Below are 12,277 nucleotides of genomic sequence, written 5' to 3'. Positions count from 1 at the left end.
CATCATTTTGTTAAGTATTTCTTGATCTGACTGTTAATTTGCATATTTTCAACGGCGGACTCTCATGGTAGGATATAGAGGAAGTTCATTCATTAGTATGGAAATCATAGCAAAAACTTATGTATGACCATCTAACCAACGCGAATGATAGTAGCAGGGAGAGACTGCGCGAACCACTGCAGCGCCGAAGGAGCAAGCCGGGAACGGTGAATCTCTCAGGCAAAAGAACCTCTACTGGACGCAACTCTGGAGAGAGCTCGAAATCGGAGCCACCAAAGGGGAAACTTGCAAGCGCGGTGATCCCCGCCGCGCTTGATTGGCAAGGTAACTCTCAGGTACCAAGGACAGAGGAGGAGAAATGGGCACCGTTCTTTTGGTGTACCCGTTTTTTCGCCTCTGTTTTTTCATGGGGAGAAATGCCGACTAACAGTTTTTGGGAGGTGCCACACATGTCCAATCTGAAAAGAACGCCACTGTTTGATTCCTACGCAAAATACGGCGCCAAGACAATCGACTTCGGCGGCTGGGAGCTGCCTGTACAGTTTTCCAGCATTGGCCAGGAGCACGAAGCCGTTCGGACGAAAGCAGGTCTGTTTGATGTATCCCACATGGGAGAAGTAGACGTAAAAGGCGAGAGTGCGCTCGAATACTTGCAGCGCGTCACCACCAACGACGTGTCCAAGCTGGCTGTCGGGCAAGCGCAGTACAGCGTGCTCTGCTACCCGGACGGCGGTACGGTCGACGATCTGCTCGTTTACAAATACGCGGACGACCATTACCTGCTTGTCATCAACGCAGGAAACATTGACAAAGACTATGCATGGCTGGAAGAGCACCTGATTCCGGGTGTCACGATTGAAAACATTTCGCCGCAAACGGCGCAAATCGCCATTCAAGGGCCTTTGGCCGAGTCGATTTTGCAAAAGCTGACCGCCACAGACCTGTCGAAAATCGGCTTCTTCCGTTTCGAGCGCGACGTAGAGGTCGCTGGCATTTCCGCTCTGGTATCCCGCACAGGCTATACAGGCGAGGACGGCTTTGAAATTTACCTGCCTGCAGAGCGTGCCGCTGAACTGTGGGACGCGTTGCTTGAAGCGGGCAAGGAAGACGGGCTTCTGCCTTGCGGACTTGGCGCGCGCGACACGCTGCGCTTCGAAGCGAAGCTGCCGCTGTACGGCCAGGAGCTGAGCAAGGACATCACGCCGATTGAAGCAGGCATCGGCTTCGCGGTGAAGGTGGACAAAGAAGTGCCGTTCATCGGCCAAGAGGTGCTCAAGGCGCAAAAAGAAAACGGCGCGCCGCGCAAGCTCGTCGGCATCGAGATGATCGACCGCGGCATTCCGCGCACGCACTATCCGGTCTACGTCGGCGAAGAGCTGGTGGGCGAAGTGACGACAGGCACGCAGTCCCCTACCTTGAAGAAAAACGTCGGATTGGCGCTCGTGAAAAGCGAACATGCGGCGCTTGGCACCCAACTGGAAGTGGAAATTCGCGGAAAACGCCTCAAAGCAGAGGTTGTCGCCGCTCCGTTTTATAAACGTCCGAAAAACTAAGCAATCGCCCACTATACATCCTATTTTGAGGAGGACAACGTTCGTGAAATACCGCTACCTGCCCCAAACCGATCAGGACAAGCGCGAAATGCTCGAAACTCTCGGCATTTCCAGTGTAGAAGAACTGTTTGCAGACATCCCGGAAGAAGTGCGCTTCAAAGGGGCGCTGAACATTCCGGAAGCTCTGTCCGAGCCTGATCTGGTGAAATACTTCACGCGTCTGGCTAATCAAAACGTGAACTTCAGCACGCACGTCAACTTTTTGGGTGCTGGCGTTTACCAGCACTATGCGCCAAGCACAGTCAACCACATGTTGCTGCGCGGAGAATTTTTTACCGCCTATACGCCTTACCAGCCTGAAATCAGCCAGGGCGAGCTGCAAGCCATTTTTGAATTCCAGACTATGGTGTGTGAACTGACCGGAATGGAAGTAGCGAACTCCTCCATGTACGACGGAGCGACTTCCTTGGCAGAAGCGGCGATGATGGCGGCTGGTCACACTGGCAAAAAGCGCGTCATCGTTTCCCGTGCTGTGCACCCGGAAGCGCGCGGCGTTCTGAAAACATACGCGTACGGTCAAGGCGTAGAGCTGGTTGAAGTCGGCATCAACAACGACGGCGTAACCGACACACAAGCTCTGGAAGCGCTGATTGACGAAAACACAGCGGCCGTTATCGTGCAATATCCTAACTTCTTTGGAAACGTGGAAGACTTGGCAGCGGTCGAGCCGATTGCTCATGGCAAAGGCGCTCTGTTCATCGTTTCTTCCAACCCGCTTGCGCTGGGCGTATTGGAAGCGCCAGGCAAACTGGGCGCTGACATCGTGGTGGGCGACATGCAACCGTTCGGCATTCCGGCATCGTTTGGCGGACCACACTGCGGATATTTCGCAACGACTACCAAGCTGATGCGCAAAATGCCAGGCCGGATCGTCGGGCAAACCAAAGACGAGAACGGCAAGCGCGGTTTCGTACTGACGCTGCAAGCTCGTGAACAGCATATCCGTCGTGAAAAAGCGACTTCGAACATTTGCTCCAACCAGGCTCTGTTGGCACTGGCGGCTGCGATCACCCTGACTGCGCTCGGAAAACAGGGCGTACAGGAAATGGCGATGATGAACTTGCAAAAAGCGCATTACGCCAAGCAAGCGCTGCAGGCAAAAGGTCTGGAAGTGGTCTTTGCCGCTCCATTCTTCAACGAATTCGTAGTCAAACTGTCCAAGCCGGTGGCAGAAGTAAACAAAAAGCTGCTTGACGCTGGCATCATCGGCGGCTACGATCTGGGACTGGATTACCCGGAATACGCGGGCCATACGCTGCTTGCGGTAACCGAGCTGCGGACCAAGGAAGAAATCGACACATTGGCGGCTGAATTGGAGGCGATCACACGTGCGTAACGACCAGGAAAAAGCACTGATTTTTGAAATGAGCAAACCGGGCCGTGTGGGCTACAATCTGCCGGCATTGGATGTACCAGAGGTAGAGGTGGCAAGCCTGCTGCCGAAGCACCTCATCCGCGAAACTCCTGCTGAACTGCCGGAAGTATCCGAGCTGCAGTTGGTTCGTCACTACACCGAATTGTCCCGTCGCAACCACGGGGTAGACAACGGGTTCTACCCGCTCGGTTCTTGCACGATGAAATACAACCCGAAAATCAACGAAGACGTTGCCCGCTACCCAGGCTTCGCGCAGACGCACCCGTACCAGCCGGAAGAAACCGTACAAGGCGCACTGGAGCTTTTGTACAACCTGCAAGAAGAGCTGGCTGAAATCACCGGGATGGACGCAGTTACGCTGCAACCGGCTGCGGGGGCAGCAGGCGAGTGGACAGGTCTGATGATGATCCGCGCGTACCACGAGAGCCGCGGCGAAGGCCACCGCACAAAAGTCATCGTGCCAAACTCCGCGCACGGTACGAACCCGGCTTCTGCAGCGGTAGCAGGACTGGACACCGTCACGATTGCCTCTGACGAGCGCGGCCTGGTAGACATTCAGGCGCTGCGCGATGCCGTAGGCCCTGATACAGCGGCACTCATGCTGACCAACCCGAACACGCTCGGTCTGTTCGAGGAAGACATCGTGGAAATGGCGAAAATCGTCCACGAAGCAGGCGGCCTCTTGTATTACGATGGAGCGAACGCGAATGCGATCCTCGGCATTGCCCGTCCAGGCGACATGGGCTTCGACGTGGTGCATCTCAACTTGCACAAAACGTTTACAGGCCCTCACGGCGGCGGCGGACCAGGTGCTGGCCCTGTCGGCGTGAAAAAGATTCTCGAACCGTTTTTGCCAACGCCGATCGTGGCGAAAAAAGAAGACGGCAGCTTCTACTGGGACAGCAACCGTCCGGCTTCCATCGGCCGCGTAAAAGGCTACAACGGAAACTTCGGCATTCTCGTGCGCGCTCACAGCTACATCCGCACCATGGGTCCGGAAGGCTTGCTGCAAGTGTCGCAAAATGCGGTGCTCAGCGCGAACTACATGATGCGCCGTCTGGCTACGGCTTACCATCTGCCGTATGACCGCGTCTGCAAGCATGAGTTTGTTTTGTCTGGCGTGATCCAGAAAAAGCTGGGCGTACGCACGCTCGACATCGCCAAACGCTTGCTCGACTTCGGTTATCACCCGCCAACTATCTACTTCCCGCTGATTGTCGACGAGTGCCTGATGATTGAGCCAACCGAAACCGAAACGAAAGAAACGCTCGACGAGTTCATCGACGTTATGCTGCAAATTGCCCGCGAGTGCGAGGAAACGCCTGAGCTTGTACAGGAAGCGCCGCACACAACCGTGGTCAAACGTCTGGACGAAGCGACAGCGGCGCGCAAGCCGATTCTGCGCTACCAGCCGCAAGCACAATAGCTCTCTTTTGGAAAAGCCGCCTTTTTACAGGGCGGTTTTTCTTTCCGAATGATGCTATCATGAACAGATGGGATTGATCCGACATTTCGGGGAGAGAGAACCAATGATGAACAAACGGATCGTATTTACAGGCGGCGGCTCCGCGGGGCACGTCACCGTCAACCTCGCGCTCATCCCGCGTTTTTTGCAGCAAGGCTGGGAGGTCGCCTACATCGGCTCGACGACAGGGATCGAGCGGGAGCTGGTCAGCAGGCTCGACGGCGTGCGCTACATCGGCATTGCGACAGGCAAGCTGCGCCGTTATTTCGACTGGAAAAACTTCACCGACCCGCTGCGCGTAGGCAAAGGCGCCTGGCAAGCTTACCGCTTTCTCGCAGCCTGGAAGCCGGCTGTCGTCTTTTCCAAAGGAGGATTCGTCTCCGTGCCCGTCGTCTTTGGCGCCTGGCTGAATGGGCTGCCTGTCGTCCTGCACGAGTCCGATCTGACGCCGGGACTCGCCAACAGGCTGTCGCTGCCTTTTGCCGCTAAAGTGTGCGCGACGTTTCCCGATACGCTCCAGCATTTGCCCAAGGGCAAAGGGACACATGTAGGGGCGATCGTTCGCGACGAGCTGAAAACAGGCCGGAAGGAAGCGGGGCTTGCGCTGTGCGGCTTTTCCCCGGACAAACCGGTGCTGCTCGTCATGGGCGGCAGCCTGGGGGCGAGGCGGTTGAACGAAGCCGTTCGCGGCACGCTCGACGCGTTGACCAAGCGTTTTTCTGTCGTGCACATTTGCGGCAAAAATCAGTTGGACAACAGCCTGAAGCGGGACGGCTATCGGCAATTCGAGTACGTCCAGGACGAGCTGCCTGACCTGTTGGCGATGACCGACCTCGTCGTCTCGCGCGCAGGCTCCAATGCGATTTACGAGTTTTTGCAACTGCAAAAGCCGATGCTTCTCGTGCCGTTGTCGCGGGCGGCGAGCAGGGGAGACCAGATATTGAACGCCCGCTCTTTTGAGCAGCAAGGCTTTTGCGAGGTGCTCGAAGAGGAAGCGTTGAGCGCAGACAGCCTGATCCGGGCGCTGGACCGTTTGCAGCAAAAGCGTCCGGCGATTACGGAGAAGCTGCGCGCCGCAAGCGAAAAGCAGCAGGACGCGCTGGCGCAGGTCATGGCGATCATCGAGGAGACGGCTCGTTGATGCAGCCGATCCAAGCCTTGCCGTCCTATGGGGAGAAGCGTAAAATGAAGGTGTTGTGAGTAGGGAGGTACATACGATGGAACAGTGGCGCTATATCGTGACGGAAGCGATGTCTCCGGCGATGAACATGGCTGTGGACGAGGCGATTTTGCAGTTGCACAGCGAGGGCAAGGTGCCCCCGACCGTTCGCTTTTACACGTGGGACCCGGCTACTTTGTCGATTGGTTATTTTCAAAAGGCGATCAAGGAAATCAATCTGGAGGAAGTGCAAAAGCGCGGGCTGGGCTTTGTCCGCCGCGCGACAGGAGGACGTGCCGTTTTGCACGATCAGGAGCTGACCTACAGCGTGATCGTGTCGGAGGAGCATCCGCGGATGCCGTCCGGCGTCACCGAGGCGTACAAAATCATCAGTCTCGGCCTTTTGCACGGCTTTCAAAACCTCGGCCTGGCAGCAGAGATGGTGTCGCTTGCGAGCGAGGAGGAAAAAGAAAAGTACACCTCTCCAGGCTCGTCCGCTTGCTTCGATTCGCCATCGTGGTATGAACTGGTCGTGGAAGGGAAAAAGGTCGCAGGCAGCGCGCAGACGCGCCAAAAGGGCGTCATCCTCCAGCACGGCTCCATTTTGCTCGACATGGACGTCGAATTGCTGTTCTCGCTGCTGCACTTCCCGTCGGACCGCGTCAAGCAGCGGATGATGGACAGCTTCCGCCAAAAAGCGGTGACGATCAACGAGGTAAGCCCGCGGCCTGTGAGCTTGCAGGAAGCGATTGAAGCGTTTTCCAAAGGCTTCGCCACCGGACTGGAAGTGGAGCTGGTGCCGTCCGCGTTGACAGACGAGGAACTGGCATTGGCGGAGGAGCTCGCCCGGACGCGCTATGCGACGGATGAGTGGAATTTGCGCCGCTAGGCTGTTTGTTGGCGAACATACGCGAAAAGCTCTCCTGGGCGTACTGCCAGTCAGGAGAGCTTTCTTTATGGAATCAATCGAATTAGACGAGCACGCTGTCGTGAATGTGCTGTTCAAACAAAGCTTGCAGCCTCGCTGTGACAGGACCGGGCTGTCCGTTGCCAACGGCCTCGCCATCGACGGATACAAGCGGCATGATTTCCGCTGTCGTGCTGGTGAGGAACAGCTCGTCGGCTTGCTTCAGGAAGGCGATGTCAAAAGCCGTCTCGTGAGCGCCGATGCCGTTTGCCTTCGCCAGATCAAGGACGACCTGGCGGGTAATGCCGTGCAGGATCAAGTGGTCGGCCGGATGCGTGTACAGCTCGCCGTTTTTTACCGCAAACAGATTGGCCGAGCTGCACTCTGTAATGATGCCGTTGCGGTGCAAAATCGAATCTTGCGCTCCGGCGTCCTTCGCGTACTGCTTGACCAGTACGGCTCCCAGCAGGTTCAGCGTCTTGATGTCACAGCGCAGCCAGCGGATGTCTTCGACGAGTTGGGCTGTCCAGCCTTTTTTCAAGTCCTCTACAGGTCGGGCTTTGTGGCGGACAAAAGCCATGATGACAGGCTTGATGCCGCTCGGGATATCGTGAATGCGCGGAGCTGCGCCGCGAGAGATTTGCAAGTAGAGAGTCGCATCGTCCTGCTCGGTGATGTTGTTTTTCAAAAGCAGTTCCTTGGCCAACTGGGTCAGCTCTTCAGCGCTCCACGGCAGCGCAAGCTTGATCTCGCGGGCGCTGCGGAACAGCCGCGTCAGATGCGCGTCCCACTGATACAGGCGCCCTTTGTAGATTCGTACGACTTCGTAAATGCCGTCCCCAAAGTTGTAACCGCGATCTTCCGGTTGAACGGCCGCTTGCCCCTCTTCAACCCATTTGCCATCGACATATAGCATGGTGAGTCCTCCTCTAGTGGTTCCATCCGCTTTTTTCCAACGGTTTATGATTTTGATACAACAGTAGCAAATCGCACTGCGCAGGGTCAATTTGAAAACGGAAAATCCGCTATCAATTATTTAGCGGGGAGAAGCGCTACTCTATTAAGTTTTCATATAGGCGCCGCCGTCTCGACAAATCGACGCGTTCGGCGAAGACCAGATGTGCCTGCGAGCCGATTTGGGCAGAAGGAAAACGAAAGCTGTCCGCCGCTGACGGCGCGTGCCGGTATTTGACTAACTATTCTGACTAGACGCTGTTTGGCAGGGCGGCCCATAATAAAGGCAAACCGCATCAGGAAGAAGGGAGAATGCCATGCGATCCGCCGGTCATTACGCACTAGGAGCACTGCTTGTTTGGGGAAGCCTGTTGCCGCTGTCTTTCGCGCTGCCGCAGGCATATGCGAATCAGGCGCGCACAGGGATGGATGCCGATCTGTTGTACAGCCATGTGGAGCGCCTGGCGAAAACAGCGAGACCAGCCGCGACCGAGACGGAATTTGCCGCAGGGGTATATGTGGAGAATGCCTTGCGCTCATACGGTTATGAGACTGCCTTGCAGCCTTTTTATTATCATACGTACCAAAAGCCCGCGAGCCTGTCTCTGGCGATCGAAGGCTGGGAGCGGAGCTGGGCGGCGCTGCCATTGACGTTTGGACAAAACGGCGCGCAGACGGCAGAGTTGGTCGATGCGGGCTATGGCCGGGCCGCTGATTTTGCCAGCGGCGCGGCGAGGGGGAAAATTGCACTGGTCAAGCGCGGGGAAATTCCGTTTGGAGAAAAGGTCAGACAGGCCGCTGCCGCCGGAGCCGTAGCGGTTATCGTCTGGAACGATCGCGAGGGGGAATGGCGGGCGTCGCTGGGCGAGCCGCTGGACATGTCAGTTCCGGTCATCGGCCTGTCGCGGGAGGAAGGGCAACTGCTCCGGCAGCGGGCGCTGAAACAGCCGCTGAGAGCCACTGTGAAGGTCGAGGGCGGCGTGACAAGGCGGCATACTGCCTACAACATCATCGCGACGAAAAAGCCGACAGAGGCGGCAACAGGCCAGCGCGTGCTCATCCTCGCCCACCACGATTCAGCCGCTTCGTCGCCAGGGGCTAATGACAATGCCTCCGGCGTGGCAGTCATGCTTGAGGTCGCCCGCAAGCTGTCCGAGAGCCAGCTCGATACCGAGGTGCAACTGGTCAGCTTTGGCGCCGTGACAGCGGGCCAGCGCGGGCAGCGGGCCTTCAGCGAATCGCTGACCGAGCAGGACAGGCAAAAAATCGTCGCCGCCTACTACGTCGATGCGGTGGGGCGGAGCGGAGACGTAACGGCCTTCGCCGGGCGCCGGGAAGCCGTTCTGGCGACTGGCTTGCTGGCGGAAGCGGGAGCACAGCAGTCTGCGCTGGAAGTCGCGCGTGCAGAGCAGCAAAGGGAGCTTGCGCCGTTGACCGTGGCAGGCATTCCCGCTGTGCTCGTCACGCGGCAAAAAGCGGCGGGTGAGGCAGACAGAGCGGGAGATGTGCCCGCCACTATAGAAAAAGAGCAGCTCGCCGAAGCGGCGCAAATGATTTTTTCCGCGGTCGGAAACATAACGGACACGGCGACTCCGGCCTATCCGATCCGGTCAGGACAGACGACCGGACAGGGCGAGCCGGAGGAAGATTTTCAGTAGTGCGCTGCTGCGTGTTGAGCGATGGAACAAGTGCGGGAAACGAAGAGGTGGAGCGTCCTCGGGAGGGCGCTTTTTTTGCTGAAGAGCAAGCGAACACAAGGGGATGTGCCCTGATTTCTGGCCGCACCGCGAACTTTAGCCATGAAGGAGTGTTTTGTTGGGGTTTTGCCTGCGTTTTGTCGTAATATGTCGAATGACAAGGAATAGCCACACATTGGAAAAAAGTTTATAATTTTTAAGAATCCTAAAAAAGTTCGTCCAGTCTATATTGTTGTTTTTACATATTTCTGAAAATTATATTCAATCCAATCCATGCTAGTTACGACAGTCCATACTACTCAGCAAAGAACAGCGGAGGTTGTGATGATACCAATAGGCTCAAGTAGTTTTATGCTTTCGTTAACACTCATCATCGGCTGGATTCCAGTCAGCGTACTGTTGCTGCGCCACTATCCCGAGAGAATTGATTTGTGGTCTTTCTTTTCGCTGAATTTACTGTACGCGCTGCTGCTGACGATTCCGTGCTACCGCATGTACAAACAGGCGAGGGAAGGAGGGCAGCACACGCGGGAACAGGAAGAGCTGGCGCGGCTGAGAAGAGAGCTGGATAAAGCCAAGGAGCTACTTGATGCATTTTTGCAGCAGACTCCGGATGCAGTCTCGATTCTGGATCTGGACGGAAAATTCATTCACGTGAACCAGGCGTCCGTGGAACAGTTCGGCTACAGTACGTCTGACCTGCTCGGCAAAACGATTCCGTGTGTGCCCGAAGAATATCGCGCGGAGATGGAGCATTACCATGCGGAAGTTTTGCGGGGAAAGGCGATTGTCGGCTATGAAACAGTCCGTCGGCACCAGAACGGCTCGCTCATGCATGTCTCGCTGTCGTACGGCCCTGTTTTGGACAAGCAGGGACGAGTAACAGGGATCATTTGCTACTCCCGGGACATTACCCAGCGAAAACAGATCGAACAGGAGTTGCAGGAGAGCCAGGCCCATTTTCGCCTGATTACGGAAAACATGAGCGAAATGATCTATTTGGTAAAGCGGGACGGAAGCGTCGCGTATGTGTCCAATGCGCACGCGACGTTTTTGGGGTATTCGTGCGAGGAAATGACCAGAATGGGTCCTGCCGTCATACATATGATTATTCATCCGGAAGACCAGAAGAGAGTCACCGAGCTTTTCAAACAGTGCTGGCGCAAGGAAGAGGAAGCGACGACCTTTTATCGGCTGAAGCACAGCCAGGGGCATTGGGTCAATGTGGAGTCGCGCTTCAAACCTGTGGGCAACAGTGACGGAGTGGGCGACAGCATGCTGATCGTCTCGCGCGATGTGTCTGAGATCACGAAGACAAAAGAGATGCTGCGCCAATCAGACAAGCTGTCTGCCATCGGCCAGTTGGCGGCAGGCATTGCGCACGAGATCCGCAATCCGCTGACGTCGCTGCGCGGATTTATCCAGTTGCTCGACGCTTCGGTGGGAGGCGCGCAGCGCAACTACTGCCAGATCATGCTCTCTGAGCTGGACCGGATCAATCTGATTGTCAGCGAGCTGTTGGTTTTGGCCAAGCCGCAAGCGGTGCGTTTTCAGCCAAAAGATTTGTCCGAGCTGATTCGCAATGTGCTCTCGCTTCTGGAAAGCCAGGCCAATTTGAAAAACATCCAGATGCACGCTTCGATTGACGAGCAATTGCCGCTTATTTCGTGTGAGGAAAATCAGATCAAGCAAGTGCTGCTCAATCTATGCAAAAATGCGATGGAGGCGCTCCCCGACGGAGGCGAGATTTACGTGAAGGGCCAGCAGGTGAGCGCGGAGCACATTCAGATCAGCATCAGGGACAACGGCTGCGGAATTGATCCCGAGCGCATCCCGCGTCTGGGCGAGCCTTTTTACACGACGAAGGAAAACGGAACGGGCCTCGGCCTGATGGTCAGCCAGCGGATTTTGGAGGACCATGGCGGAAGCCTGCAAATTGAAAGCGAGCGGCAGAAAGGAACGACGGTCAGCATCGTGCTGCCGGTATGCGTGAAAAGCGCAAGTCAGGTCTGACGCTTCCAGACGAACCAGACGATCAAAAATAAGCCGCAGTAGGTGGCTCCGCTCGCCACGACAGAGACGCTCCACGGAAGAACGATCGACAGGACGGCAAACAGGCTGACCGCAAGCAGCATGACCAAGAGCAGCGGCGCCATTTGCAACTGGTGGCGCTCTGTGACAGGGTGGGCGAGCGAATAGAGCAACAAGGCTGACAGCACCCCTCCCTGAATCAGCGCGAGCAGCGCGAAAACAAGTTCGCCGCCGGACAGAAGCTGTACGGAAATCAGCTTTACCGGCAAGAGCGAGGCGTGAATATCATGCCAGTGGGAGAGCAAAACAGCTTGACCGAGCAGCCAAAACAGAGAGACGGCAACCGTACCGACGCCAAGCCCGAGCCGAAACGATTGGGGCTGGCTTGCCCGTCCCGCGAAGGGCAGCAGTACAGCGAGCGTAAGCAAAAAGTGCAGAGCCAGGAAAAAAACGGCGTGAATGAGCCAGTTTCCATTCATTTGATAGCCGAGATTCGGAATCGGGACATGTGGCTGCCGCAAAAAAAGCAAGCCGAAAAACAACAGACCGGCCACGAGGCATATTCCCGTCCCAGTGAAAATCCATTGCCAGCGCTTGAACAGAAAGCTGATCGTGACGATGAGGGACAATAAGAGGACCCAGATCGGAGACAGCCCTGCAATGAGAGATGCGGACTGCTGGCCGAGCATGACGCCGACATACCCAAGCAGGAACAGATGCGTGATGACCGACAGGCTGGAAGCAAACGCTTCGCCGAACAGGCGCAGGTAAAGCTCATAGAGCGAGCGGATATGATGGCGGTGGCAAAAGCCCAACAGTTGCAGGCTGAGCCACCCGATCCCAAGACTAGCGAGCACGATGCCGATTGTCCCCCAGGAGCCGAAATAGGTGAAGAAACGGAGCCACTCATAACCGCCCAGATAGTGTCCTCCGAGTGCGGACCCGGCAAAAAGAATGGCGATTTGCCAAGCGACTTTGTCCATAGGCATCATCCTTATTCCCAACTTGCTACATGTGTATGTCCAGGCAAGGCTTGTTCAGAACAGGGAATATTAAACAGACTTTTTCGTTTACAA

Annotated in this window: 9 protein-coding genes and 2 riboswitches; of the genes, 7 read left to right on the top strand and 2 right to left on the bottom strand. The window is 56.2% G+C overall.

Annotated features, from left to right (window positions below; all coding sequences use genetic code 11):
• Positions 1–144 precede the first annotated feature (144 nt).
• A riboswitch (glycine riboswitch) is annotated at positions 145–241 on the top strand.
• Positions 242–358, top strand: a riboswitch (glycine riboswitch).
• Between the two features lie 91 nt (positions 359–449).
• The 5 genes from gcvT to lipM all read left to right on the top strand — a co-directional run bounded on the left by gcvT (position 450) and on the right by lipM (position 6,501).
• The gene (gene gcvT / locus M655_RS16410) at positions 450–1,553 is read left to right on the top strand and encodes a glycine cleavage system aminomethyltransferase GcvT (RefSeq protein ID WP_025843709.1); all 1,104 of its coding nucleotides are present in this window, start codon (positions 450–452) and stop codon (positions 1,551–1,553) included.
• A 43-nt stretch (positions 1,554–1,596) separates the two neighbouring features.
• Positions 1,597–2,949 (top strand): aminomethyl-transferring glycine dehydrogenase subunit GcvPA, encoded by a 1,353-nt coding sequence (gene gcvPA / locus M655_RS16405; RefSeq protein WP_005827214.1) that lies wholly within the window; start codon positions 1,597–1,599, stop codon positions 2,947–2,949.
• On the top strand, positions 2,942–4,414 hold the full coding sequence (gene gcvPB, locus M655_RS16400; protein ID WP_005827216.1) for an aminomethyl-transferring glycine dehydrogenase subunit GcvPB: 1,473 nt from the start codon (positions 2,942–2,944) through the stop codon (positions 4,412–4,414). Before gcvPA ends, gcvPB begins: the two co-directional genes overlap by 8 nt.
• 106 nt (positions 4,415–4,520) lie before the next feature.
• Complete coding sequence (gene murG, locus M655_RS16395; protein WP_026557057.1) at positions 4,521–5,594, top strand: undecaprenyldiphospho-muramoylpentapeptide beta-N-acetylglucosaminyltransferase; 1,074 nt, start codon at positions 4,521–4,523, stop codon at positions 5,592–5,594.
• A 76-nt stretch (positions 5,595–5,670) separates the two neighbouring features.
• Positions 5,671–6,501: an octanoyltransferase LipM gene (gene lipM, locus M655_RS16390; protein ID WP_005827220.1), complete on the top strand. Its 831-nt coding sequence runs from the start codon at positions 5,671–5,673 to the stop codon at positions 6,499–6,501.
• Between the two features lie 82 nt (positions 6,502–6,583).
• Here lipM and dat read toward each other — a convergent pair whose 3' ends face one another.
• Positions 6,584–7,435 (bottom strand): D-amino-acid transaminase, encoded by an 852-nt coding sequence (dat, locus tag M655_RS16385; protein ID WP_026557058.1) that lies wholly within the window; start codon positions 7,433–7,435, stop codon positions 6,584–6,586.
• Between the two features lie 355 nt (positions 7,436–7,790).
• Here dat and M655_RS16380 point away from each other — a divergent pair, with 355 nt between their 5' ends.
• Together M655_RS16380 and M655_RS16375 are read left to right on the top strand one after the other, a co-directional pair.
• Entirely contained in the window at positions 7,791–9,131 is a 1,341-nt protein-coding gene (locus M655_RS16380; RefSeq protein ID WP_007785304.1) for a M28 family peptidase, read from the top strand.
• A 390-nt stretch (positions 9,132–9,521) separates the two neighbouring features.
• The gene (locus M655_RS16375) at positions 9,522–11,183 is read left to right on the top strand and encodes a PAS domain-containing sensor histidine kinase (RefSeq protein ID WP_286085840.1); all 1,662 of its coding nucleotides are present in this window, start codon (positions 9,522–9,524) and stop codon (positions 11,181–11,183) included.
• Here the strand turns inward: M655_RS16375 and M655_RS16370 are convergent.
• A complete protein-coding gene (locus M655_RS16370) occupies positions 11,174–12,184 on the bottom strand; it encodes a membrane protein (protein WP_026557061.1) in 1,011 nt (336 codons plus the stop codon). The two genes, M655_RS16375 and M655_RS16370, sit on opposite strands and share 10 nt — an antisense overlap.
• Positions 12,185–12,277 lie beyond the last annotated feature (93 nt).

Source organism: Brevibacillus sp. NSP2.1, from assembly GCF_000470975.2.
Lineage (GTDB): Bacteria > Bacillota > Bacilli > Brevibacillales > Brevibacillaceae > Brevibacillus > Brevibacillus agri.
The sequence above is the reverse complement of the archived record's forward strand: the minus strand, read 5'-3'. Positions and strand labels throughout refer to the sequence as shown.